This is a genomic window from Paenibacillus lautus NBRC 15380, from assembly GCF_004000945.1.
Classification (GTDB): domain Bacteria; phylum Bacillota; class Bacilli; order Paenibacillales; family Paenibacillaceae; genus Paenibacillus_AQ; species Paenibacillus_AQ lautus.
Map to the genome: position 1 here is coordinate 24,842 of NZ_BIMF01000005.1, position 25,023 is coordinate 49,864.

Genomic DNA, 25,023 nt, shown 5'->3' on the forward strand with positions numbered 1-25,023 from the left:
CGATTATATAACCTCCTTCAACTTCTCTAATGAGTTAATGATCGTAACGCCTTTAGACTTTATGCTTTCCAGCATGGCTTGTTGTTCGGGTCTTAAATTACTCAAAGGTTTATCAATATACAAAATAACCTTTTTTTGATCTGGATTAAAGAATAAATCATGGGTTGGATCCGTAAATTTATTCAATTGGTCTTCTTTTACCGCTTTAATGGATGCTTTGACTTCAATAATCGCATCTTTTGTTACGACGTCTAAATCACCGGCAGCTTGACCATCACTCCTCATGACTTTTTGTGCATACGCTTTTACGTCTGTTTCCTTTCTTACAAAGTCCGCAACCTTAGCCTCAGTTGCTTTACCCACGTCTTTACTATTTAAGAATTGGTCAATATCTCGATTAATATTTTTCGGAGATTGATCAACCCAAGTAAGTTCATTTCCAGCTGGATTCGTATATTTCGTTTTATTTCCTTCCTTTACTACGTCTCCAATGGTCTTATCTTGTTCCGTCCCCTCATCGGCTTTATCCTTATTCGGCGGATCGTCATCCGACTTCTTGGGATCGTCATCTGGCTTCTTCGGATCATCATCCGTCTTCTTGGGATTGTCATCCGGCTTCTTCGGATCGTCCTGATGCTTGCTCGGGCCGTCATGCTTGGGAGGTTTCGGTTTAACCGGGACATCTACAACCGGCTTCCGGGAACCAAGCTTATCCAGAAGTTTGCTCACATAATGGCGTCCTTTTTTTCCTGCCCAGCTTAACGCTTTGCCGAATGGAATTCGGCTTAGTACAATGCCGATAGCGATAGAAAGCGCCTTTTCGGGAGTAAACAACTTCTTCGGATCGCGGATATAGCCGGCTATCTCATGCCCGCTTCCGGCGATTCCCATCCCCGTCATTGCAATGCCAAAAGCCGGCCAGAATCCGACGAACAGCAGTGACAAGGCAAGGACTCCAAGCAGGATCGCTCCCTGTTCATACCAATCCAGCCGATCCCACCAATCTTGCAGCGAGTCGAACATACAGGCGAAACATGCCGTTTCTCCACCGCTCGCATAGGTCCCGATGCCTGTGAACAGACCGGCCACGAGCAGAATTATAACGATTCCGGTTAGCACCTGGTAAAGAGCTTTTACCCGAGCCTGGACAGGTTCCTGTCTAGCGACTGCTTCTTCATTTCCATAAAGCAAATGAAATCCAAGCTCCCTGCGCTCCCGGTAAAAGCCTAGCCAATATACAAATTTCCCTCGGTCCACACAAAAAGAGCGGGTCATATTCCACAGCTCGGTAAAGGGATTAATAAGCGGCTCGCTCGGCGGCGACGGCAGTTGGTTTCTTATTTTGTTCAGCGACCAATAATCGGCAGTAATCGATGCAAGCAGCATCAGCAGAAAGGCCGGCTGAGTTTTATAACCGCTGCCGGTCCAATCATGAAGCCCTAACACCCAACCCGGCAGTTGATACTGACCGTTATAAGCCGCGTGATCCAGGATGGCCCACACTAACATGATTGCCGGGAACAGAAAAACCCATTTCGTCAGTTTTGTCCGCAGCCGATAGGCTATTCCGCATGCGAGCGCGATCATGGCGGTATGTACAGGATGACCGACGGTCATCAGCGTCGGAAACACACTTTCTTCGAAACGCCCGGGAAACAGCGAGAACAAATCCCAATGTATGGTTTCGCCGCCCAGCCACGTAAAACTGTAGCCGAACTTTTCGGCAAGCGGGCCGGAACTTAGCCATCTTCGGGAGAGCTCTTCCATCAGTTGGAAGCCAACACCGGACGCCGCGCCGATAAGCGTGTAATCGCTTAAACTTAAAGCGGAAGCTCGACGCGAGAACAACAGAAATATGCCTAGCGGAAGGAGCTTCCACAATTCTTCGAGAATTGGCGTGATCACAGCAATGGACCAGGTGTCAGATGTGCTTCCGCCGAAAAGCACGTGGAGAGCATTGACCGTAAGCGTCGTAAAAGGTACGACAAGAAAAACGCCCGCCAGAACAAACAGCACAATCTGCTTCCACGGTATCGTTTTGCTTCGGCATAGAAACCAAAATTGCAAGAGTACATAAAACGACCATAAATATTGAACCATCATGGTACGCGATTCTTTAACGAAAAACAAGCTTAAAACAAACAGGATTAGCGACAACCAGGAAAATATCGTATACGCCGTTTTAATAAATGGATATTTCTCAATCCAGGACCGGCCAGTTCGATAGATAGACTCCAGGAAATCCCGAATTCCGGTTCGGATGGACCAGATCAAATTCATAACGGTCGCCTCCTTTGAAAGCGGCTTCGTGCGAGCAGGACGTCTCCCTTGAAGTCGGTCCGGCCACGAGTAATGATAAGAACTCATAAAACCAAGGTCACCGATCGATCGCAGCGGAGGTTTTTTTGAGTTTCTCCGCAAATTATCTATAGTCTGTTTTTTACAAGATATTAGTAGTATAGTCATTCTAGTAAAATGTGGCAAAAGGCGCTGGTCTCATATCTGATGAATATTTTCGACAACATTCCAGGAAACGAAGTGAATTATCAAGGGTGGCTTACTTTTGTTCCCCATGAAAAATCCCATCCAAGTAAACGGATGTGCTCTTTCTACGCACTGTCTACTTGAAGGGGATTATGTCCATTGTACGGCTGCCTGATTTTTTAAATATGAACGGCATCCGTCTTCTATGTCATCAAAAGTATGGGGAATGCTTGATTTTGATGGGACCGACCGCTTCGATCTTGCTCTGGCATCCCAGACGATATCCTTCTTCGATCTCCTCAGGATCCAGGCGTTGTTCTTCGGCCAGATTGGGCTCGGACAAATACTCGATTCCCTCCGCCACCATGCAGCGGCAGCGCGCACAGGTTCCTCTTTTGCAAAAAGAGTTCCAGTCCACGTCATTCCGCTCAGCCAAGTCAAGCACCGTCATGCCTAGAACGGGCGCCACGCTGCGCTGAACTTCGCGGCCTGTAAGCTCAATGATCGGATCCGGTACGGCTTCGATCATCTTTTCCACTGCCGGGTTCAACGATTTATCTCTTCGATCCCCGCCCTTTTTGTTTTTCCAGAATTTAAACACGCGTTATCCCCCTATGCATGTAATCATCAGGTTATGTAAGAAATCCTTCATTTATTATACTGGAAAGTTTAAAAATTCAACATGCTTACTCTTATCTATTCTATGACATTGACATCATGGAATTGGAACTCTATGAAAATTTTGCTATACTAGCGTATGCTAGACCAAATTCCATATTCTATGAAATCATTCTATTATTTAATGGATCGGAGGAAATACAAAAGCATGCTGCATAAACGAATAGGAAAAACAGCTGTCGCTGCCGCTCTTGCCTTATCCTTTATCGGAACCGCACCCCATATCGGTCAGGTACATGCTGAGCCTGCCATTTCGGTAAAGCTGGATGATGTGACACTAACCTTCGATGCGGCTCCGCGGGTAGACAAAGGGGTCACCTACGTTCCATTCCGGACGGTCGGTGAAGCACTGGGCATTCAGATCACGTGGAACAGCAAGACGCAAACCGTTAAGGCTATAGGCAAGGTGAAAGGTCAAACGACGGAAGTCCTGCTTCAAGTGGGAAGCACGACGGCGACCGTCAACGGTAAAAAAGTAAAGCTTGCAGCTCCGCCGGTGGAGCGGGAAGGCCGCGTGCTGATCCCGCTTAGCTCTTTCAGCAGCCAATTCGGTGTCGACGTCGGCTGGAATCAGGCGACTCGCACGGTCTCTCTCGTATCGCCTCAGCGCGAAATGCATTTGAGAGCCTTCTATGCTTTGCAATCTTTCCAAGAACGGGATCTGGTGGGATCCATGAATTCAGTCGCTTTTGGCTGGAGCCGCATCGATCGTGATGGCCAGTTTACGCTTCAAGGCGACGAGTATCGTCTGCCAGGGGCGGCCGGCGACGTGACCCCGCAATCGATTGTTGCGGATGCGGCGGATCGGGAGATTAAACCGTACCTTATGGTTTATGCTCTGGACGGAAACGGCGAATTAACCAAAGTCCTGAGCGACAGCAGTCTGCGCGAAAAATCCATTGAAGGCATCACAACCGCGGTTGCGGATCACGGGTTCGGCGGCGTTGTGCTTGATTTTGAAGGACTCGGTTTTAAATTGGATGCCGTGAAGCAGCAGAAGCTGCTCAATGATTACGTCAAGCAATTGAAGGCGGCATTGCCAAATGACATTGCCCTGTCCTTAGCGGTCCCGCCATTGAATAGCGCCTATAAAGGCTATGATTACAAGACGCTGGCTTCCATCGCCGATGATCTCATCGTTATGGCTTATCAGTACAATCCGGTCGGAACCAAATCTCAGGTTCCCGAACCAAACAGTCTGGTGGACCAAGCGATCCAGTTGGCACTCCAAGCAGGTGTCCCGAAGCAGAAGCTCCTGCTCGGCATCAGTTTAAGCAGTGAAACCGCCGCTTCCATTGACGATAAGCTCGGCTTGGCCAAGCGTTATGATCTGAAAGGTGCTGCTTTCTGGCGCCTTGGCTTGTTCCGTCTCTATAATAATGGAATAGAAGCTGCTGTGAATGCCTCTGTTGTTAAGGAGTAACCGAACACCTCTGTGGGATGATAGACTTATAGTAAGAAAAACGTCTATCGACGTACTTTCACAGATGACAGACGCAGTTAGTAGAAGTTTTTCTTGCGATATCAGGAAGTCACAAGCTTTCGAAGTTTATACTTTCTGATATCTAAAAAAAGAAAGCCTGACAAGGGCATCCCTTTGTCAGGCTTTCTGGTTATGTATCGAACCTTAAACTGCAATGTAATCCAATTAGCTTGCGCTTCCTACCAGCTTCGCATAGTTTTCTTGACTCAACACACGACGCGCCGTGACATAACGTGGCTCGTAATATGAATCGCTAAGCTTGCTGATTCTGACTCCCTTGCTGCTGGAAGCATGCGCAAATTGTCCGTCACCAATGTAAACGCCTGCATGAGAAATTCCGCTGCCACTTGTATTGAAGAATACCAAATCTCCGACCCGCAGATCTTCGCGATCCACATGCTCACCGGCTTTAGCCTGGCTTTGGGAAGTGCGTGGAAGATCCATATCGAAATTTCTAAACATGTACAGAATAAATCCGGAGCAATCAAACCCGCTGGTAGTCGTTCCGCCCCATTTGTATGGAGTTCCTACCAATTGCTTCACTTGATACTGAAAATTCGGTTGTTGATCAGCAAATGCTGATACGGCACCAGAAGAAAAAATAATTGCAGACCCTAGCAAAGTGATGACAAACTTCTTCAAAATATGTTCTCTCCTTCGATGCCTACGGAGTTAGCTAAAGGTTCGGTTGAAGGTTCCCTATACTCTATATACAAGAGTAATTCACCCAAGACGGTTCCCCCGTTTTCACAAACGAAATTCGGCAAAATTCATTAACGTTTTGTAACCTTCTCTTAATATAGTATACAAGCAAGGATACTGTCAATCATATCCTAAGAATCTATCGTTTTATGTTTGGAACTGTCGTAAAGATGGTTAATTTCGGGCGTCTATTTGTTAACCATCTCACACAGTCATGACAATTATGTAACTCTGCTTTCCTGTTCGAACTGCTTTTTTTTAGTAATCTAGCAACTTTTAACAGATTTATACGTTTACATATTCAGAAATGAAATTAAAGAGGTGATCGATCACTTATGAGTCAAATTACGATGGCTGAAGCTTTGGCTGTCCGGGCAGCAATCAATCGTCTCATGAATCAATTGATGTCGGAACGCTTGAACAACAGCAGCACGATCATTGAAAAAGGGGAAACGGCGGAATATCCTGCACGCAGCGTGGATGCCATTACGGAAGAGATCGAAGCCGCCGCGGCGGATTACAGAAAGCTGGATTTGCTGATGGCAATCTCCAATACAACGCAAACCATTAGCTGGAACGGCTCCGACATGACCATCATGGAAGCGATCGAGCTGGCCAAACAGATACGCAGCGATATTGGACAGCTTGCTCATCTCGGCTCCCGCAAGAAGCTGGAGCGGCAGAGCAGCCGTGGCAGCGGAGACGGTGCCGTAACGCTGTTCAACGTCGCCTTATATGATCCGGAAGTTTATCAGGCGCAAGCGCGCAAGAAGGAACGCGAAGTAACCAAGCTCTCTTCACTGATTGAACATGCCAATCATACGTCCATGGTTACGTTTGACGCATCGAAGTACATGGAATAGCGGCAGCCGCCGGCTCCAAGCCTGCAGATCACTCCACGTGCGGGTTTGGAGCCGGCGGTTTCCGTCGGCGGGCGGGAAAGTGCGAGCAACCGCTTATTGTTTGTCGGATACAAACAAACCTAACTAGGAAACCAAAAACAAGACTCCAGTGCAAAACGGATGACGGCTTACAGTTCACGCCTATCACCTGTCACAGGTTACGGACTTCTTACGAAAAAAATGATCGCTCCGTTTCCCGCTCTCTCCATAAATAATTGGAAAGCCGCCCCTGAAGGGCGGCTTTTGTCTAATTCGCTTAAGCTCGGTTAACATGAAACTATGTTGCCGGTCCAAACGTTCTCTATCTAACCTCTATTTCATTCTTTATCCTATCCGTAACGTACTCTTTACACATAGGCTACTGGAACAAGGCCGCAGCTCCAACCAGACCCACATCGTCCCGAAGTCCTGCAGGAACGATTTCGTACGTACCTAGATAGGATGGCATGACCAGCTTATCTGTCATTTCCCGCAGCTGCGGGAATAGAAGCTCGCCTGCTCTGCTTACTCCCCCTCCAATCACGATACGATCGGGGTTAAAGCTGTGAATGACGTTAACCAGACCAAGCGCCATGTAATAAATAGCACGATCGATGACCTCCACAGCGACGGGGTCATGAAGACGTTTAGCCTCGAATACATGCTTGGCGTTCACGCCCGCCTCAGCTGCGGCCAGTTCAGAAATTACGCTGGGCTGGGTGAGCATCCGCTGGGATGCTGCCAAGCCGATGGCCGTTCCTGAAGCAAATACCTCCCAGCAGCCGTGGCTGCCGCAATTACACTGCGGACCGCTCGGATCAATGATATGATGCCCAAGCTCCCCTGCAAAAGAACTGCTGCCCAGGAACAGCTTCCCGTCCAGCACGATGCCTGAACCGATGCCGGTGCTTAACGTCACGTATATCATGTTCGTCGACCCTCTTCCGGCACCTCTTACATACTCTCCCCATGCAGCTGCATTTGCGTCATTCAGCACCTGAACTTCCGTATGCAGATCGCGTTCCATCCAAGCTTTGAGAGGAACATTGGTCCATTCCGGCAGATTCGTACCATGAATGACAATCCCCTCCCGGCTGTTAACCGTTCCGGGTGAAGCCATGCCTACACCTCGAAGCGGTTGGCCGCCCGACACGCTGCGAATCATGTTCGTAATTCTCGCGACCACTTCTTCGGCTGTACGCGCACCCGCTGTCTCCATTTGCTCCCGGTTCAGCAGCTGTCCTTCGGAATCAAAGAGCGCTGCCGCGATCTTCGTACCCCCAAGGTCAACGCCAACCACAAATTCTTGCTGTTTATTCCATACGGTTTGCAATTTTTGTTCACCTGTTTCCGATAGGTTTGCTACTTCTATTGATGTAAGCTGTCAGCCAATGATCGCAGCTCAACCGGATCAATGGGCTTCAGCCCTGATCGACCATACCGGACGGCTGAGCCGAAATGCACCTCGCTCACACCGGTCTGGTCGATAAAATCGTGTATGATTTCCCACTTCAGGCCATTGCCAGCCAATATTTTCAGCTCACTGCCTGCCGTTTGTTCTACAAGCTCCCGAATTCTTGGGATGGCTTGCGGTGCAGGCTGCGGTCCTCCCGACGTTAGGACGCGGGTAACGGACGGGTATTTCTGCAAGGTACGCAGCCCTTCGAACTGATCCTCCAATTCATCAAAAGCCCGATGGAACGTGACCTGCATATCACCTGTCCATTCCAGCATTTTGACCAAGGAGACCTCGTCAATCTTCCGTTCCGGAGTCAGCATACCAAGCACTACGCCAGCTGCACCTGCCTTGCGGATCGCCTTAACCTCCGCGATCATGGTAGCAATATCATGTTCGTTGTACACAAAGGATCTGCTATGAGGTCTGACCATGACATGAACAGGAATCTGAACAGCTTTCACAACCTCTTCAACGAGCCCGATTCCTGGCGTAAGCCCGCCTTCGGTTATCGCCGTGATTAATTCCAGACGATCCGCGCCATTCTTCTCTGCCGTGATGGCATCATCCACGCATGTTGCGATAATTTCAAGCAGCATCGTCGTCACTCCTTACTGAAGTTGATTCTTTAAGATGTTGTTCAAAAAGTCCGCTTTTGATCACGAAGTGAATCAGGAAGTGGGCTCGGCATCGAATCTTAAATTCAGCCGGGTCTAAGCAGATGCTTCCGAGGTATGTTTCCTGTGGAAACATTTCAGGTGCTCACGTACCCACAACGTACGCTCCGCTCCTTTCGCCCCTAGCTTCATCCAACCTTCTCGGTGCTGAAAACCGACCTTTTTGAACACGTACTTTAAGCATGGAGAAACTGCTTCTCCACATAATCCGCCAACAATCTCGCGCCATATCCGGTAGCCCCCGCTGCGGAATGGGGGAATTCCCGTTTATACTGGACCGTGCCCGCCATATCGATGTGCACCCATTTCATGGAATCGGCCACAAAATGTCGGATAAACAGCGCGGCCGTTATAGCGCCTGCCAACGTTGACGTACCGACATTTTTCAGATCGGCATAATCGCTTCTAAGATCCGATTCGTACTCATCCATCAGCGGCATAGGCCATAGACGCTCTCCATTACGCTCACCGATCTCAACCAAATCGGCCGTAATCTGTTGATCGCCCCAGATGCCTGCAATTTCCAAGCCCAGTGCGGCTCCGACATTACCGGTGAGGGTTGCGATATCAATCACCTTATCTGCGCCAAGATTTGCAGCGTGCAGCAGTGCATCCGCAATGATCAATCGACCTTCCCCATCCGTATTCGCGACCTGAACGCTTAAGCCATTCGGATAGTGAACGACGGAAGAAGGAAGCATTGCATCCGGTCCCGATAAATTATCAGCAACGGCTATCAGCGCCGTTACTCGCACCGGAGCTTTTTGCGATACGAGGATATCCATGGCACCCACGACGGCTGCAGCGCCGCCCATATCCATACGGGCATCGCTGATGTCTCGGCCAATTTTGACGTTCATCCCGCCCATATCAAAGGTTACGCCCTTGCCGATGAGCACAATATGAGGGCTCCCCTTCTCGGAATCCACTCCATTATAGGAAATCTCAATCATGGCAGGCTCATATTTACTTCCAGCGCCCACAGCGATTAGTCCGTTCATCTGCCGGTCATGGAGCTCTTGTCCGCTATACACATGAAGCTGAACGGGTGCCTTCTTGAAACGATCCTCGACCACTGCAACGAATGCTTCCGGGTTTAACGTTTCCGGAGATTCATTCACCAAGTCTCGAGTGAGCTGTGTCCCTTCGATTCGGATTCCTGCCGTCTGTATGATGGCTTCCATCTCTTTACGGGAAAGCCCCTGCCAATCTTCTTGTCGAAGATTTAGGGACAGGGCCTGCAGATTGGCCGTGACCCCGCGATGCTTATTGAATTGATATAATCCGTACATCCAGCCTTCAATCCACGCCTGGAGTTCTTCCTCCTCCGAAATCCGGGAAGAACCCCTGCCATCCCCGTTTGTTGCGCGGATCAGCACTGCGCTTGATTTATTCTCCTTGAGCAGCGCTCTCGCGGCTGAAGCGCCCGTTCTGCGCACTTGCTCCAACGTGAGGTTCGAACGCTGCCCCATGCCGACAACGAGATCGTCCGCTTCTTGATCGGAGCGGCCATAGAACCACGTTAGCGTCATGCTATGTTTACGAGATTCCTTTAAACGAAAATGAGACTCCTCGCCCTCATAAACCACATATATCGAAGTTTCTGCCAATGAAGCTTCATCGATTGTGATGTTCATATCGAGGCCTTCCCTCCTTTATAAGAGAATCAACGCCGTTATGCGTTTTTCATGATTTCTTCGTCATATAAATGGCAAGCCACCTGATGCCCTGGCTCAACCTCACGGTAAGCAGGCGTGATCTGTTTGCATACTTCCATGCAGGATGGACAGCGTGTATGGAAGCGGCAGCCTGTCGGCGGATTCACCGGACTCGGCAGATCGCCCTTCAGAATGATCCGTTCCTTCTTCTGCTTCGGATCCGGAACGGGCACCGAGGACAGCAGCGCTTGAGTATAAGGATGCAGCGGGCGATCGTACAGCGTATCCTTATCAGCCGTCTCCACGAGCGCGCCCAGATACATGACGCCGATCCGGTCGCTGATATGCTCAACCACGCTGAGATCATGGGAGATGAACAGATAAGTCAGGCCGTACTCCTCCTGAAGATCCTGCAGCAGGTTCAGCACCTGCGATTGGATGGAAACATCCAGCGCGGAAACAGGCTCGTCGGCCACGATCAGATTCGGACGCACGGACAGCGCTCGAGCAATGCCGATCCGCTGACGCTGCCCGCCGCTGAACTCATGGGCAAAGCGTTCGGCGTGGAAGCTGTTCAGTCCGACCGTTTCCAGCAGCTCACAAGCCAATTTATCCCGCTCTTTGGTGCTCAGCTTGGTATGAATCAGCAAGGGCTCCGCGACCAGTTCTTTGACCTTCATTCTTGGATTAAGGGAAGCATAAGGATCCTGGAAGACCATCTGCATATCTTTCCGCAGCGGCCGCATCTGATTCTCGTTGTATCCGCTAATATCGGTTCCGTTAAAAATCACTTCGCCGCTATTCGGCGTCAGCAGACGGGTTACCAAGCGGCCGGTGGTCGATTTACCGCAGCCGCTCTCGCCAACCAGACTGAAGGTCTCGCCCTTATGGATTGCGAAGGAGATGCCATCCACGGCACGAAGCTGCTTGGATGTACCGAAGAACCCCTTTTTCACCGTGAATGATTTCTGCAAATTCTTTACTTCTAATAGAGGTGTTTCTTTCATGCGGTTTCTCCTCCCTTCGAGTGACCTTCTTGTGTCAGCCAGCAGCGGCTCTTACGATGTTCCTCATGTGCGACAGGGAGAAGCTCCGGCTCCTGAGAGAGGCACTGCTCCATCACGAACGGACAACGCGGAGCAAACTTGCAGCCTTTCGGCATGTTCCTTAGATCCGGCACATTCCCTGGAATGGATTCCAAACGGCGGACCTTTTGTCTAAGCTTAGGCACCGAGTTAATAAGTCCTTTGGTGTACGGATGCTGAGGATTCTCAAACAATTCCTCGACTGTCGCCTCTTCCACGACTCTGCCTGCGTACATGACAACCACCCGGTCGCACATTTCCGCGACGACGCCAAGGTCATGGGTAATGAGCAGCATGCCCATTTCCTGTTCGGTCTTGAGTCGGTTCATCAGATCAAGGATCTGAGCCTGAATCGTGACATCAAGGGCGGTGGTCGGCTCATCCGCAATCAGCAGCTTCGGATTGCAGGACATCGCCATCGCAATCATAACCCGCTGCCGCATGCCGCCGGACAATTGGTGCGGGTAGTCATCCACAACCTCATCGGCTCTCGGAATACCAACAAGTTTGAGCGAATCGATGGCATGCTGCCGCGCTTTCTTGCGGCTGTACCCCAAGTGCAGCATAATGGCTTCCTCCAGCTGCTTCCCGATACGAAGGACGGGATTTAGCGACGTCATCGGCTCCTGGAAGATCATGGCCAGCTCATTTCCGCGATAGCGGCGCATTTCTTTTTCCGACATTTGCACGAGATCCTTGCCCTCAAAGCTTACCGAGCCCCCGGATATTCGGCCGGGCGTATCTTTAAGAAGCCTCATGATGGACAGGGAGGTTACGCTTTTGCCGCATCCGGATTCACCAACGAGCCCGAGCACTTCGCCTTTATTGATGTGAAAATCCACTCCTGCTACGGCAAGCACGGATGAGCCATCGCGTTTGAACTCGGTTTTGAGACCTTTTACTTCAAGCAATGTTTGCGTCACGATCTATCCCCCCTATTAGTTTTTCGTCTTCGGATCAAGGGCATCATTCAGTCCGTCACCGATCAGGTTAAATGCAAGCACGGTCAGGAATATGAGAAGTCCCGGATAATACACGATATGAGGTGCAATGCTCAAGTAATCGCGCCCCATGCTGAGCATGGCGCCCCAGTCCGGTTCCGTCGGCTTGGCTCCAAGTCCGAGGAAGCTTAACGAAGAAGCTGCCAGAATGGCTCCGCCGATTCTCATCGATACGTTCACAATGATGCTGGGAACCGTCTCGGGAAAAATATGCTTCCATATAATCCGGTTATGCTTGGCGCCCATGGACCGTGCTGCCTCTACATATAAAGACTCCTTCGCGGAGAGTGTCACGCTTCGAATGATTCTGGCAAACGACGGCGTCCCGAAGACCGCCACCGCGATCACCACATTGGATAAGCCCGGTCCCAAAATCGCCACGATTCCGATGGCAAGCAGCAGGTCAGGAAATGAGAACATGACGTCACTCCCCCGCATAATGAGACGGTCGATCCAGCCGCCATAGTAACCGCTGATCAGACCAAGAATCGTACCGAGAATTGCGGATATAAATACAGCACTTAAACTGACCGCCATGGTCAACCTTGTTCCGTCGATCAAGCGGCTCAGAATATCACGGCCGTACTCGTCCGTACCTGCCCAATGGGCAGCCGACGGGCCTTGCATCATCGCATCATAGTTCGGCTCATTCGGAGGATACGGAACGATTTGCGGACCGATCACCGCCAGCACTAACAATAACAAGATAAATCCGCTTGATATAACGGCAAGCTTTTGCTTCATGAATTTAGACGTAAACGCTTTGAATTTGCCAGTTGCCTGACTCTTCGCAAGCGTATCCTCCGGTACGGAGGAATGGACCGTCACTGTTGAATTGTCGCTCATGGGTTCCCCCTCCTATTTCGATGCATACCGGATTTTTGGATTCAGTACACCGTACAATAAATCGACAATCAGGTTAATCAGGATAAATTCGGCTGCAAACAGCAGTAAAAGCGCTTGAATGACGGTATAATCCCGGAACGCGATCGAGTCTACCAAGAGACGCCCCATGCCAGGAATACTGAATACCGTCTCAACCATAACCGAACCGCCCAGCAAAAATCCGAACTGCAGCCCAGCAACGGTTACGACCTGAATCAGGGAGTTGCGCAGCGCGTGTCTGCCGACAACGACGAATTCCCGCAGACCCTTCGCGCGTCCCGTCCGGACATAATCCTCACGCATCGTCTCCAGCATCGAAGTACGGGAGTATCTTGCCAGCATGGACATAATCCCTGCCCCCAGCGTAAAGGATGGCAGAATGTAGGACTGCCAGCTGTCGACACCGCCTGTCGGGAACCAGCCCAGCTCAACGGAGAAAATTTGAATAAGTACCAGACCAAGCCAGAAACCTGGCAGGGAAATACCGGATATCGCAGTCAACATTCCGATATAGTCCGGCCACTTTCCGCGGTTGACGGCAGATATGATACCAATGATCAGACCAATGACCAGTGCCCAGCCAAGGCTGGTAAAGGTCAGGACAATCGTTGGGAAAAAGCGGCTTTCCAACATGTCCGTCACCGGCAAACCGGAAGTAACGGATACACCCAAGTCACCCTTCAACAGATCACTCATGTAGTTCACATACTGCTGCCATAGCGGCAAGTTTAAGCCTAGCTGCTCTCGAATCCCGTTGATCTCCTCAAGGGTGGCATCCTTACCTGCAACAAGTCGTGCCGGATCTCCAGGAATAAGGTGAATGAACATAAATACAAGAATGGATACAACGAACAACAGTGGGATAACACCCAGCAGCCTCTGAATTGCATATCTTCCCAAAGGATGTGCCTCCTTTCAACATGCCAGCTTTTTAAAATACGATGGGCCGCTTCCTTATTGATTCAAGAGGCGGCCCACCACAAGGTATACGTTTAGCAAGCTCTTCGCTGCCTGATTATTTTACTTCTGCGTTGATCACGCTGATCGATCCGTCCGGAAGGGCTTTAACGCCTTCAAGATAAGCTCTCTTGCCGGTGATGACCTGATCGACCCCGAGGAATGCCCAAGGAGCGTCCTCCCAGATTTGTTTTTGGATGTTCGCATAGATTTCTTTTGCATCCTCAGCTTTGACGGATGCGTTGGCATCCTTGATCCATTGGTCTACATTCTCGTTCTTGTAGTAAGCCGTATTGGAACCAGCCGGCGGGAAGAACTCGCTGCTGAACAGACCTTTTGTTGCGCCGTCAGCATCACCTGACGAAGGGGACCAGCTTACATACCACATTTGAATTTTTGCGTTTTCCGGTGTAGCCGAGTTAATCTGATCGGACAGGGTTGCACCCTCCATCGATTTCACGTCGACTTTGATTCCGACAAGAGCCAGCTGCTGCTGAATGAACTGCATGCCTTTCATCGTTTCGGAATCGTTCTCTCCCCAGAGCTCTGCTTCGAATCCGTCCGGATAGCCCGCTTCCGCTAGGAGTGATTTTGCTTTCTCCAGATCGTAATCATAGCCGGATTGCTCGGAGTAGTGCTGTGTCATAGAGGACATGGAAGACTTCAGCTTCGAACCCAGTCCGGATTTAACCACTTTAATGTAAGCATCTTTATCAATGGCATAGTTGATGGCTTGACGAACCTTCAGATCGTCATAAGGCTTCTTCATGGTGTTAAGCGTGATATAACGAACGATGGTGGAATCGATTTTATCAATGACAATATTGGAATCGCCTTCTACTTCAGAGACTTGCTCGGTTGGCATTGGATAGATGAAATCCGCTTCGCCCGTCTTCAGCATTGCGATCCGGGAACCGTTCTCCGGTACCGGTTTGAACGTAATGCTGTCTACCTTCGGAAGTCCTTCTTGCCAATAATCTTCATTCTTTACAACAACAAGGCGGTCACCTTGAATCCATTCCTTGAACTTGTATGCCGCTGTACCTACAGGGTTCTTCGTGATGTCGGCACTTTCTTTAAGCGCCTTCGGGCTGATCATCAGCGCCATCGCTGTCTTGTTCAAGAAAGCGTTATACGGCTGGCTAAGGGTGATGACAACCGTGTGGTCATCCGGAGTTTGAACATCGGCGACGGTAGAGAAGCTTTTACGCATTCTAAGGTTGTTCTTTTCATCCATGATGCGATCCAGGTTGACTTTTACAGCTTCTGCGTTGAAATCCGTTCCATCATGGAACTTCACGTTCTGGCGCAGATTGAATGTGTACGTCAGGCCGTCTTCGCTGATCTTGTAGTCTTCAGCCAGCACAGGAACGAGTTCCATCTTGTCGTTAAAGCCCATCAAACCTTCGTACATTGTGCGTGCACCGGAAATGGAGTGCGTGTCTCCGGCATTGTGAGGGTCAAGTGTAATGAAGTTGGCGTTAATCGCAATGACAACATCTTTGTTATCTTTTGTCACCGGCTTGCTCTCGCCGCCGCCTTCACTTGCCCCTTTGCCGCTTCCGCTGTTTCCGCCGCAGCCTGCCGCAACTATCGTAAATGCGAGCAGCAGCATGAGCAGTGACCATGTTCTACCTTTGAATCTCATTGTTTTACTCCCCCTTTGATGTAGTGAATATCTATAGATTCACTCGCCGCTTCAGCATATAACATCCTGCCGATCGCCTTGAGTTCCTCACGGCTCAAACATTCCATTCGTACACCGCGCGTCGCTTCCCAACCAACGTACCGCCATCATTGAAAATCTCATTCGGAACCAGCGCATACAAGCGGTCGATCGTAGCCTGATCGCTGTAACCCAGGCGCTCCAGGATGGAAGCGATGATGCATGGCCATACTTGCTCGGAGCCATCGGACACTTTAAGCGAGATCGCCAAGCGTTCTTTCCGAAGACCGATGCCGTACACACCCTTGGCGCCGCCCTTGGCAGTCAGATTGTGGTCCCGGAGCAAGGCTGAGCACACAAACTTGGTGTCTGCAATGATATCCGGATACTCATTCATCCGTTTTGCCATTCTGGCAGCTGCTTCGGCTGTCTCTGGATCCTCGATCAAATCCGGGCATGCCAGCTTGAGGAAGGAGTAACCGATGCGGTCCAGCGGAAGCGCGAAGATAGGAAGACCACAGCCGTCAATGCCTTGCGGAATCGAGGAAACCGGAACCTCGGCAAAATAAGCCAGCGTCTCAATGATCTCTTGCTGAACCGGATGCTCCGGCTTGTAATACGTGCTCTCGTCCCAGCCCATATGCTTGCATAGGGCAATCAAGCCGCTGTGCTTGCCTGAACAGTTATGGAAGATTCTGCGCTTGTCCTCATGATCGCGATGGCGCTGCGCCTTGGCATCCTCGTTCAATGGATAAGTTGCACAGCAGTGTAGCGCATCTTCCTGAATCCCGGTTTTCTTCAAAATAGATTCCAAGGCATCAATGTGGAAGCGTTCGCCCCGGTGTGAAGCGGCAAACAAGGCCGTTTCTTCCCCTGTAAGTCCGTACACCTCGTCAATCCGGCGTTTCATTACCGGTATTGCTTGGAACGGTTTAGCCGCCGATCTCAGAAAGGTCATATGATGCGGATCACCCGCTGCATAAACCACCTTTCCGTTCTCGTCTACAACACTGATCGCTCCGTAGTGGATGTTCTCCAGTACGTTTCCGCGATACTCCTCTACCAATGGCACAAATCCCATGATTTTGCTCCCCCGATCTCCAGATGAATTAATTCAATTGAAAATAACGATCCTGTGCGACAAGTCCCGACCCTATGATGACCCCATGCTCGTGAAGCTCGGATCGGACAATTGTAAAGGAATCCTGAAGCGGTTCCCAGATATACTGTGAGTAGCACAGCTCGGTGATCTCTTCATATACTTCAGGGAACTTGTCCAGAATCTCACCGCTCAATATGACGCTGTCCGGATTGTACATACTGACGACGTTATTAATCGTAATCGCCATATATGCAAGGGCCCTATCGATTAAATAGGTCGCCCATCGTGTTCCAGCCCGTCTTTCCGCGAACAGTTCCTCAATCGTACGAACGGGTTTAATCTTGCTGGCTTCCGACAACAAGGAGGGTATATTGATATATGTTTGAAGGCAACCGGCTTTTCCGCAGTCACACATCATGCCTTCAGGGTCTACGGTCGTGTGTCCGATTTCCCCCGCACTATTGGTCACCCCGCGGTAAATCTCCCCTTCCAGGATCAGCGCTGAGCCTACGCCATTACCGAACCCAAGGAGAACCGTTCGGTTGGAGCCGTATGCCGAGCCTTTAAGCTGCTCCGCCAATGCTTTTACCTTCAGCTCATTGTCTACGACTGCTTGAAGCCCGGTTAATTCCTTGAGCCTCTCGGCAAGCCTCACATTCTTCCAACCAAGCTGTACCGAGAAATTGACCACACCGGCATCAACATCGATGATGCCCGGCAGTCCCACGCCAATGCCCACCACCCGTCTGCGATCGATATCGCATTCCGCGATGAGTTCTTCAATGGTGTCTGCAATTCGGGCCACCGTGGCTTCTGCCGTATCCTCCGACGATCTCGGAAAACTTCCGCTGCACAATACATTTCCCTGAACATCGATAAATCCAATATTAGCTTGATGGCGATCCAGCTCGACGCCGATCGAGATGACCGCCGTATCCAGCAGCCTTATTAAGGAAGACTTTCTTCCGCGGCCGGCCGAGGCTTGTTCTTCTGTTTCGTGAACGTATCCTTCTTCCGTCAGCTCCGATACGATCCGGCTGACCGTTGTCGGACTCATTCCCGTCTGTTTGGCAATGGCTGCTCTTGAAATCGGCTGTTCGTTCTTGATGATTTGGAATACTGTGAGTCTGTTCTGCCGCTTCATAAAGTCTTGATCATGCTTTTTCATGAAGACATCCCCTATTTAATTTCACCAGTAGATTAATTAGATCATTTTTCCAAATAAAACGATCCGAAATCATCAAAAAACCGTGATTATTGTCAAATTTATTATTTTTATTCTCCAGTGATATTAATAATAAAACGTGTTTTGTAAATGTGTCAATATATATGACACATTTAAATTATTATTTTTTTGATTCTGGAAATGTAAGTGTTTCAATATTTTGCGAAAGAAATCCAATCTCGTGTATACATACAAATGACCGTGCTTCACGCACAACATGACATCAACTTGACGCAGAATCTCCTAAAATGTAGATAACAACGTCTTTCCACCCTATGAATAAAGCCACCCGAGAAATGAATGATTGGAACATTCTTCATCTCGAATGGCTTCAAAAAAAGGAAACATATGATTTTTTCGGTGTTGTCCCGGGTCTTTAGGTGCTTTCTTGCTCGATCTACCCACAACGAATTAAACCACCCGAGAAATAAATTCGAGGTGACCCTCAAATAATCCCGGATGGTTTATGTATATAGAAACTTTATATTCATATTGTTCTGATTCTTGATACCATGCACTGAACCTACAGGCTATTAAATGTTTGATCCTGAATTTTAGAATACTTTGACCTTTAAGTCTATTGGATGTTTATTATAGCCGACTCTCTTTTTCATCTCTTAATAAATGTCTATTTCTTTTAATCATTAGTCTTTTATCATTACTTAATCTTTTAATTGTTACTCTGTTCTCTTTTCTCTTAAGCTGTTAATCTTTTATCTTTTGAACTTTTTCCCACCAGCGGAGGTTTGAGGATAGCCGATCCTTTGGAAGTCCGTTTCAACCTTACCTATTTCATTCGAGAAACAGGCGGACAACAGAGCGGATAGACTCAAACCGGAGCGCACGATAGCCGATCCTTTGGGAGTCCGTTTCTACCCTACCTATTCCAATTCCGGAAACGGACGGACAACAGAGCGGATAGACTCAAACCGGAGCGCCCGAGCGCCCTACTTGTGCTTGTAATATTCAACCGCTTTATCGAAATAATGCTTCTGGTCTTCCGGCAGATCCTCAAAATAGAAAATGGCCGCCACCGGACAAGCTGCTTCGCAAGCCCCGCAGGAGATACAAATATCGGTATCGATGTAAAACTGGTCATCTCCTTCTTCGATACAATCCACAGGGCAAACGTCAACGCATTCTCCCGCTTTCTCTTCGATACAAGCTGAGCCAATAACATACATTCGTGATTCCACCTTCCCGATTGTAATAATTTTTTCAAACTTTCGACTGGCTATCATTGCAAAAAGTCGATCTTCATAGATTCCTTGGTTTTCTATACTTTTTATACTAAAATATATCATAATTATGTGGTTAATCATGCCAATTGTCAATGAACCGCGTAAGAACAGCCTCAAAAACAGCTATTCCGGTTGACTTATAGAAGGTAAAGACATAAGATGAGACATATTGCTTTTTAACCTTTTTAGTTGAAAAAGAAAGCATTCATCGAGAAACAAGGCGGTGATTATAGTGGATCAAGAAGTCGCATACAGTACCCGCGAGTATATCATGCAAATGTTAAAAATAAATGGTGAACTCAGCACGAAATCCATTACCGAGGCGCTGGGCATAACAGGCATGGCCGTCCGGCGCCATCTGGAGAGCTTGAAGAGTGAGGGTTACATCACCTATCGAACCGTGAAGCAGCCGATGGGAAGACCCGTCTCCTTATACAGTCTTACTGAATCAGCTGAGGATTTTTTCCCTAAGAACTATCATGCGCTTGCACTCGATCTGCTGAACGAGCTGCAGGACGAGGCCGGTGATGAAATGATTTCACGGTTGTTCGACAAGCGCAAAGATACATTGCTGAACAAGTATACGCCTACGGTGAAAGCCGATGCTCTCGAAGATCGCGTTGCAGCCCTTGCCCAGATTCAGAATGACAACGGATATATGGTGGATTACAAAAAAGTCACCGAAGAAGAATACCTCCTCGAAGAACTGAACTGCCCCATATCCCAAGTAGCCAACCGGTATCAACACGCATGCCGCTGTGAGCTTGACCTGTTTCAATCCTTGCTGGAGGCGGATGTGGAACGTACCGAGTGCCTTGCCAAGGGCGACAAAAAATGCGTGTACCGTATTCGAAAACAAACCGAAGCCATGCAAACATAATATCTGTTATTGCCACTTCAGGCTCCTTCCATACAGGAAGGGGCCTTTTTTGTACTTGTCCTATCCTATTCTCTTAAATCGCAAGACATGTACAATTCTTTGAATTATTTCAGCACCAGCAGTCGATCATCCTGATCGGAGGGCACACCCCTGCCATCGGTATTGTTGGTAATGACATAGGTTTTGCCGTCATGGACTTTGACGTCTCTTAATCTGCCCTCCCCCTCCAATACCGTCTCAAGCGAGGCATCCTCCGGCCGAAATCGGTACAGCTTCTGACCGCGAAGGGTCGCCACGTACATGTAATCCTCCTCATCAAAAGCGATGCCTGAAGGAGCAATAGCCGTTTCGCTGCTGTGGTAGAGCGGAGTATTCATGCCCTCTTGCTGTTCATCCCCAATAATCTCGGGCCAGCCGTAATTGCTGCCGGCCGTTATCTCATTAATCTCATCATGTCCACCGGGTGTGCCGGACGGTCCATGCTCCGAACTGTAGAATTCACCATCCGAATTCCAAGCCAAGCCCTGCGAATTCCGATGCCCTAACGTATAGACATATGAGCCTGCGGTCGGATTATCCGCCGGGACCTTCCCATCCAGCGTCAATCGCAATATTTTGCCTGCTAGACTTTCCTGGTTTTGCGCAAGCTCTCCTTCTCCCGAATCTCCTGTTGTTACGTATAGCATCTCGTCAGGTCCGATCGCAATTCTGCCTCCGTTATGCACATTGGAGCCAGGAATACGCTCCAGGAAGACTTGCGACTCTGTCCAATGATTCCCCTCCTGCTTCAGAAGGACCAACCGGTTCATGACCTTTCCATCCTGATCATAGGTGTGGTAGGCAAAGGCCTTGCCGGAATCCTGAAAATCAGGGGCTAACGTAAAGCCTAAGAATCCACCCTCTCCTTGATGGGCGACCGGCTTCTCGGTATGTACCGACTGTCTGGTTAAGGTGCCGTCCTTGATCTGAATGATATTTCCTTCCCGCTCGCTGATATAAATCGTATCGCCGTCTAAATCGATAGACCAAGGTGTCCTCAACTGCTCTGCAAGCACTTGATAGGAGGAATCGGTTTTTTCCTCCCTATGTTCTTCCTGCCTCCCCTCTTCCTCAGCAGGGGGAGACTGTGTACAAGCAGCAAGAAGCAGCAAAACCGCGATTAACGCAGCACCAAACACCGTTCGTTTCAAAATCCAGCACCTCCCGGGTAATTTTATAGCTCCGGTGTCATCATCTGGATGCCTTGCTCCATGTCCTGCAATGAACGCAGCACAATATCCTCATCGCTAAATGATTCGATCTGGCTGCCTGCTACATAACGGGTCTCATGTCCTCGTCCGGTAATAATGATCCTGTCCTCGTCACCGGCCAATTCCACTGCTCGTTGAATGGCTTCTTTACGGTTCAGGATAACCTCCCATTTCCCCGCATCATGCGAGGATAAGCCACCCAGCATCTCTGCCATAATCTGCTCCGGATCCTCCGAGAACGGATTGTCCGTCGTGAACAACACATAATCCGAATACGAAGCGGCAATGTCCGCCATGATCGGACGTTTCAACCGATCCCTCTCGCCCCGGCAGCCCATCACGCATATCATTTTGCCCGAAGTGATTTCCTTGGCGGATTGTAATGTTGCCTTAAGTCCATCCGGATTATGCGCATAATCCACAACCACGCGAAATCTCCGTCCTGTCTCTATTTCTTGAAATCGTCCATGAACCCCTGCAAATTGTTCAAGACTTCTGCGAATTTCTTCAAGCGGTATCCCTTCCAGCAGGCAAGTGGTCATGGCAGCAAGTGCGTTATATACATTGTGAACACCATGCACCTTCAGTCTGAAGTCACCCTGTCCCCATGGCGTTTCTACATGAAACGTGCTGCCCTCCGGCATGTTTTGAATGTGCGTTGCCCGAATATCTGCCTCGTTATGAATGCTATAGGTTACGATCTGTGCGGATGTACGTTTTGCATAATAGGACGATGCTTCATCATCCGCATTCAGGACCGCCTTCTTCAGCATGTCACGGTTACTGTTACCCAGCTGGGCAAACAACAGCTCCTTCGTATTGCGATAGCTCTCCATATTCTGATGAAAGTCCAGATGATCATGCGATAAATTCGTAAAGACTACGGTTTGAAAATCACATCCGCGCACTCTCCCCATATCCAATCCGTGCGAAGACACTTCCAACACGGCATAGTCCCCGCCATGGGTGACCATCGTGTGAAAATAACGCTGCAGTTGGATCGTATCCGGCGTGGTATTCAGTGTCTTCTCCATATGATCTCCGATCTTCATATACAGTGTGCCAATAATGCCCGTTTTGCGGTGAGCGTCGTTCAGTATCTTTTCTACCATATGGGTTGTCGTTGTCTTGCCGTTTGTCCCGGTAATTCCGATCAGTTTCAAACGCTGTGTGGGATCTTCAAAAAATGCGTTTGCGAGAATCGGCAGAATTCTTCTGGTATCCGGTACTGTTATACGCGTTACGTTTCCTGGAAGCACCGGCAGCTCCCGCTCAGCTACGATGGCAACAGCGCCGTTGCGTATCGCATGCCGGGCATAGTCATGGCCGTCCACGTGAAAGCCCGGAACACAGACGAACAGGCCGCCAGGCCGGATCTCTCTTGAATCTGTATTCAGGTTCGTGATATCCATGGAAGTACTGCCCGTTATCGTCTTAAGTATCAGCCGCTCCGTCAGTGATTTCAGAATCATGTAAGGTTCCTCATCTCGTGATGTAATCAAAATCCCATGGTCAGTGGCAGTGTGATATATAAGATGTAGAATTTACGACTATGTATCGTTTTAACCAGCATTTCTTATTAACCTAACCAAGCAAACGCGTTCTGAAACTTAAAAAGGCACTTTCCGTGGTGATTAAACACCCTACCACGCTTTTGCTGACACCATCCGTTCTGCGAAAGTTGCAGTCACTTTATTTGAGGATTTGCCACTGGTCAAGTCCTGCCCAAGGTAGCGGATAAATGACAATCCAAGATGAACACGTTCTTCGTTCTTCTTATTCCGTACCACAACAACAGAAAAGCAGCTCCATAAGGAAGCTGCTTTTCGCCTGACCAAGAATGAATTTCACTTCTTAGTTTGCTCTCTTTTGGTATTTCTCAAAACTAGTATAATCCTGTTCAACGATTTTTAGGCGCGATGCTTTTTGTGCTTTTCACACTTTACAATGACCTTTTGCCCAGGTTTGAGGACAATCACTTTAACCTTATGATGACGTTTTTTCATAAAAACTCCCCCTTTCGAAGAAGATAATTCATTATATGCAGAATCTATAAAAATGAATTGGACTAATAATCAATGAAGATAAAGTCATGAAAGGATCAGTAAAGAATCCCTCCATGCTCTCAGTACATGATATGCCCAATTCCCTTAAAATCTTCCGCCGGGTGGAGTTGCCGCTAAAGCTTGGTTATAACAAAAACCCATTCATGCAGCCGGGCTCGTGAATAAGGCATCCAAATTTATTTTGGATGCCTTTAAATGTTAACCCTGATATATTCAATGCGCGTAAGTGAGAGCCTCTATAATGTATTCACTTAAAATCCCCAAGTACGGAGTATTATTACAAGTAGAATAAAGAGAACGAGAATAACACCAAGACTACTACCATACCCAGAACCTTCATAGCCGCTCATTCATCATTACCCCTTTCCAATTGGAATAATACATCATATGAAAGGGAATCTGATATCGCAAAGGCAGGAGGTAATAGTCAGAGGCATAATTTATAATAACAAAAATGCATCAATATGAAGTAGCTGGATAGCCCTGTTCGTTACCTGTGTTTCCACTATATCGATGAGCATGTGGAATCCTGCCATCTACTGTGGTATAACCTTCAAAATAATGATAGTGCCCACCACCTGCCAAGGGAATGGCAGGGCCAGTTGTTCCTCTGATCATGTGCTTGTGTTGGTCATTAAATGATGTTTGGGCATGATAATTATGGACGTGTGGAACACCACTTGGAGCTGGTTCAGTTACACCCACGTAATGATGAAAATGTCCAACATCAAAGGATGTATCTCCTTCAAAGGGATGCACATGAACGTTAACCGGTCTTCCATCCCAAGATGTAAGAAAGAGTTGATGTGAGTGTCCCGAATCGGAGTCATTGGAATGAACAACAAACCCCGTTATTTGTATTTCCATCGAATAGATGCCTCCCTCATATCATGATTTCTTTCGTGCCTTCATGCCACACCATATCCCACCTTTCGGCACACTTAATAAGACAACCATTTATATTTGCTTGATAGCAAAGTATATGGGGATGACAAGTTTCAATATGCTAGCTTGCATGCATCAATTCTTTACGTTTTTTCTTATGCTGCTCCCTTCCTTGGAAAGAATGCTCATTCACCTACCATATACTGGAACCTCCATTTGACTCCTGCGTATTTAACCTCAAGGGGCTGATCTTATGTTTTTACTAATACTCGACGTTCTGATCATATCGGTCAACGTTCTGATCATTTTGTTCGGTCTGTATGTCTTCAATCATCCAGATAATGATTGGTTACGGATGTTCAATGGAATCCCTGATGATGTAGAGCAAGATGATATTGATTTATTGAAAATTAAATTTAGGGCTGTAGTTGCAATCATACTCGGTCTGATCATGGGTTCATTTTCAGTATTGCAGGGCATCGTCACACACATGGGGTAGGGAGGTAAATCATTTGTTTCTAATGCTTGTTGGTGCCATTAATATAGGGCTCGGCATATCCATAATTTAATAAATGAGGTGAATATATCATGAAAAAGATGAACTGGCCCGGACGAACCAAGTTGGAAAATTTATCTGGTAACGCCACCCTGATTCTGGATGTTATTCTCCATATCCCTCGTTGGATAATGAGGCTTTTATAATGGGGGATTCCCTCCTCTGGCGTTAAATACTATTCACAAGCAGCCGTCGGTGTATTTTA

General features: G+C 48.5%; 21 protein-coding genes and 1 riboswitch. Of the genes, 3 read left to right on the forward strand and 18 right to left on the reverse strand.

Annotated elements, in window-relative coordinates; genetic code table 11:
• Positions 1 to 3: 3 nt before the first annotated feature.
• Positions 4 to 2,280, reverse strand: a complete 2,277-nt coding sequence (locus PLA01S_RS11285) for a PrsW family intramembrane metalloprotease (RefSeq protein WP_246059446.1) — start codon at positions 2,278 to 2,280, stop codon at positions 4 to 6.
• 415 nt (positions 2,281 to 2,695) lie between these two features.
• The gene (locus PLA01S_RS11290) at positions 2,696 to 3,085 is read right to left on the reverse strand and encodes a 2Fe-2S iron-sulfur cluster-binding protein (protein WP_127592279.1); all 390 of its coding nucleotides are present in this window, start codon (positions 3,083 to 3,085) and stop codon (positions 2,696 to 2,698) included.
• 225 nt (positions 3,086 to 3,310) lie between these two features.
• Here PLA01S_RS11290 and PLA01S_RS11295 point away from each other — a divergent pair, with 225 nt between their 5' ends.
• Positions 3,311 to 4,585, forward strand: coding sequence for a stalk domain-containing protein (locus PLA01S_RS11295; protein ID WP_127592281.1), 1,275 nt, complete (start codon positions 3,311 to 3,313; stop codon positions 4,583 to 4,585).
• 225 nt (positions 4,586 to 4,810) lie between these two features.
• On the opposite strand, the gene PLA01S_RS11300 is transcribed toward PLA01S_RS11295, so the two are convergent.
• Positions 4,811 to 5,287 carry a C40 family peptidase gene (locus PLA01S_RS11300; RefSeq protein WP_100537856.1) on the reverse strand — a complete coding sequence of 159 codons (477 nt, stop codon included), beginning with the start codon at positions 5,285 to 5,287 and terminating at the stop codon, positions 4,811 to 4,813.
• A gap of 3 nt (positions 5,288 to 5,290) precedes the next feature.
• Positions 5,291 to 5,421: riboswitch (cyclic di-AMP (ydaO/yuaA leader) on the reverse strand.
• A gap of 261 nt (positions 5,422 to 5,682) precedes the next feature.
• On the opposite strand from PLA01S_RS11300, the gene PLA01S_RS11305 reads away from it, so the two are divergent.
• Entirely contained in the window at positions 5,683 to 6,210 is a 528-nt protein-coding gene (locus PLA01S_RS11305; RefSeq protein WP_127592283.1) for a hypothetical protein, read from the forward strand.
• A gap of 397 nt (positions 6,211 to 6,607) precedes the next feature.
• Here PLA01S_RS11305 and PLA01S_RS11310 read toward each other — a convergent pair whose 3' ends face one another.
• From PLA01S_RS11310 to PLA01S_RS11360, 11 genes are all read right to left on the reverse strand, one after another.
• Positions 6,608 to 7,561, reverse strand: a complete 954-nt coding sequence (locus PLA01S_RS11310; RefSeq protein WP_127592285.1) for an ROK family protein — start codon at positions 7,559 to 7,561, stop codon at positions 6,608 to 6,610.
• A gap of 35 nt (positions 7,562 to 7,596) precedes the next feature.
• A complete protein-coding gene (locus tag PLA01S_RS11315; RefSeq protein ID WP_127592287.1) occupies positions 7,597 to 8,283 on the reverse strand; it encodes a copper homeostasis protein CutC in 687 nt (228 codons plus the stop codon).
• Between the two features lie 254 nt (positions 8,284 to 8,537).
• Positions 8,538 to 9,998 (reverse strand): leucyl aminopeptidase family protein, encoded by a 1,461-nt coding sequence (locus tag PLA01S_RS11320; protein ID WP_127592289.1) that lies wholly within the window; start codon positions 9,996 to 9,998, stop codon positions 8,538 to 8,540.
• A gap of 38 nt (positions 9,999 to 10,036) precedes the next feature.
• The gene (locus tag PLA01S_RS11325; RefSeq protein ID WP_100537860.1) at positions 10,037 to 11,026 is read right to left on the reverse strand and encodes an ABC transporter ATP-binding protein; all 990 of its coding nucleotides are present in this window, start codon (positions 11,024 to 11,026) and stop codon (positions 10,037 to 10,039) included.
• On the reverse strand, positions 11,023 to 12,027 hold the full coding sequence (locus PLA01S_RS11330; protein WP_127592291.1) for an ABC transporter ATP-binding protein: 1,005 nt from the start codon (positions 12,025 to 12,027) through the stop codon (positions 11,023 to 11,025). The genes PLA01S_RS11325 and PLA01S_RS11330 overlap by 4 nt, the downstream gene beginning before the upstream one ends.
• Before the next feature lie 15 nt (positions 12,028 to 12,042).
• The gene (locus tag PLA01S_RS11335; protein ID WP_100537862.1) at positions 12,043 to 12,951 is read right to left on the reverse strand and encodes an ABC transporter permease; all 909 of its coding nucleotides are present in this window, start codon (positions 12,949 to 12,951) and stop codon (positions 12,043 to 12,045) included.
• Positions 12,952 to 12,963: 12 nt separating this feature from the next.
• Positions 12,964 to 13,890 (reverse strand): ABC transporter permease subunit, encoded by a 927-nt coding sequence (locus PLA01S_RS11340; protein WP_009592113.1) that lies wholly within the window; start codon positions 13,888 to 13,890, stop codon positions 12,964 to 12,966.
• A gap of 115 nt (positions 13,891 to 14,005) precedes the next feature.
• Positions 14,006 to 15,595, reverse strand: a complete 1,590-nt coding sequence (locus PLA01S_RS11345; RefSeq protein WP_127592293.1) for a glutathione ABC transporter substrate-binding protein — start codon at positions 15,593 to 15,595, stop codon at positions 14,006 to 14,008.
• Between the two features lie 94 nt (positions 15,596 to 15,689).
• The gene (locus tag PLA01S_RS11350; protein WP_127592295.1) at positions 15,690 to 16,694 is read right to left on the reverse strand and encodes an asparaginase; all 1,005 of its coding nucleotides are present in this window, start codon (positions 16,692 to 16,694) and stop codon (positions 15,690 to 15,692) included.
• A gap of 28 nt (positions 16,695 to 16,722) precedes the next feature.
• The gene (locus PLA01S_RS11355; RefSeq protein WP_127592297.1) at positions 16,723 to 17,883 is read right to left on the reverse strand and encodes an ROK family transcriptional regulator; all 1,161 of its coding nucleotides are present in this window, start codon (positions 17,881 to 17,883) and stop codon (positions 16,723 to 16,725) included.
• Positions 17,884 to 18,887: 1,004 nt separating this feature from the next.
• Complete coding sequence (locus tag PLA01S_RS11360) at positions 18,888 to 19,124, reverse strand: ferredoxin family protein (RefSeq protein ID WP_127592299.1); 237 nt, start codon at positions 19,122 to 19,124, stop codon at positions 18,888 to 18,890.
• 289 nt (positions 19,125 to 19,413) lie between these two features.
• Between PLA01S_RS11360 and PLA01S_RS11365 the strand changes: the two genes are divergently transcribed.
• Positions 19,414 to 20,061: a helix-turn-helix transcriptional regulator gene (locus PLA01S_RS11365; protein ID WP_100537866.1), complete on the forward strand. Its 648-nt coding sequence runs from the start codon at positions 19,414 to 19,416 to the stop codon at positions 20,059 to 20,061.
• Between the two features lie 104 nt (positions 20,062 to 20,165).
• Here the strand turns inward: PLA01S_RS11365 and PLA01S_RS11370 are convergent, their stop codons facing one another.
• From PLA01S_RS11370 to PLA01S_RS11385, 4 genes are all read right to left on the reverse strand, one after another.
• Complete coding sequence (locus tag PLA01S_RS11370; protein WP_127592301.1) at positions 20,166 to 21,251, reverse strand: PQQ-dependent sugar dehydrogenase; 1,086 nt, start codon at positions 21,249 to 21,251, stop codon at positions 20,166 to 20,168.
• A gap of 23 nt (positions 21,252 to 21,274) precedes the next feature.
• Positions 21,275 to 22,783, reverse strand: coding sequence for a UDP-N-acetylmuramoyl-L-alanyl-D-glutamate--2,6-diaminopimelate ligase (locus PLA01S_RS11375; RefSeq protein WP_127592303.1), 1,509 nt, complete (start codon positions 22,781 to 22,783; stop codon positions 21,275 to 21,277).
• Between the two features lie 845 nt (positions 22,784 to 23,628).
• Positions 23,629 to 23,727, reverse strand: coding sequence for a YjcZ family sporulation protein (locus PLA01S_RS11380; RefSeq protein WP_100537869.1), 99 nt, complete (start codon positions 23,725 to 23,727; stop codon positions 23,629 to 23,631).
• A gap of 109 nt (positions 23,728 to 23,836) precedes the next feature.
• Complete coding sequence (locus PLA01S_RS11385; protein WP_127592305.1) at positions 23,837 to 24,244, reverse strand: YmaF family protein; 408 nt, start codon at positions 24,242 to 24,244, stop codon at positions 23,837 to 23,839.
• Positions 24,245 to 25,023 lie beyond the last annotated feature (779 nt).

Coding starts and splice junctions, on each gene's coding strand:
- PLA01S_RS11295 (WP_127592281.1), top strand. CDS start 3,311: ATGCTGCATAAACGAATAGGAAAAACAGCTGTCGCTGCCGCTCTTGCC.
- PLA01S_RS11355 (WP_127592297.1), bottom strand. CDS start 17,883: ATGAAAAAGCATGATCAAGACTTTATGAAGCGGCAGAACAGACTCACA.
- PLA01S_RS11350 (WP_127592295.1), bottom strand. CDS start 16,694: ATGGGATTTGTGCCATTGGTAGAGGAGTATCGCGGAAACGTACTGGAG.
- PLA01S_RS11320 (WP_127592289.1), bottom strand. CDS start 9,998: ATGAACATCACAATCGATGAAGCTTCATTGGCAGAAACTTCGATATAT.
- PLA01S_RS11335 (WP_100537862.1), bottom strand. CDS start 12,951: ATGAGCGACAATTCAACAGTGACGGTCCATTCCTCCGTACCGGAGGAT.
- PLA01S_RS11315 (WP_127592287.1), bottom strand. CDS start 8,283: ATGCTGCTTGAAATTATCGCAACATGCGTGGATGATGCCATCACGGCA.
- PLA01S_RS11325 (WP_100537860.1), bottom strand. CDS start 11,026: ATGAAAGAAACACCTCTATTAGAAGTAAAGAATTTGCAGAAATCATTC.
- PLA01S_RS11285 (WP_246059446.1), bottom strand. CDS start 2,280: ATGAATTTGATCTGGTCCATCCGAACCGGAATTCGGGATTTCCTGGAG.
- PLA01S_RS11375 (WP_127592303.1), bottom strand. CDS start 22,783: ATGATTCTGAAATCACTGACGGAGCGGCTGATACTTAAGACGATAACG.
- PLA01S_RS11305 (WP_127592283.1), top strand. CDS start 5,683: ATGAGTCAAATTACGATGGCTGAAGCTTTGGCTGTCCGGGCAGCAATC.
- PLA01S_RS11345 (WP_127592293.1), bottom strand. CDS start 15,595: ATGAGATTCAAAGGTAGAACATGGTCACTGCTCATGCTGCTGCTCGCA.
- PLA01S_RS11360 (WP_127592299.1), bottom strand. CDS start 19,124: ATGTATGTTATTGGCTCAGCTTGTATCGAAGAGAAAGCGGGAGAATGC.
- PLA01S_RS11385 (WP_127592305.1), bottom strand. CDS start 24,244: ATGGAAATACAAATAACGGGGTTTGTTGTTCATTCCAATGACTCCGAT.
- PLA01S_RS11380 (WP_100537869.1), bottom strand. CDS start 23,727: ATGAGCGGCTATGAAGGTTCTGGGTATGGTAGTAGTCTTGGTGTTATT.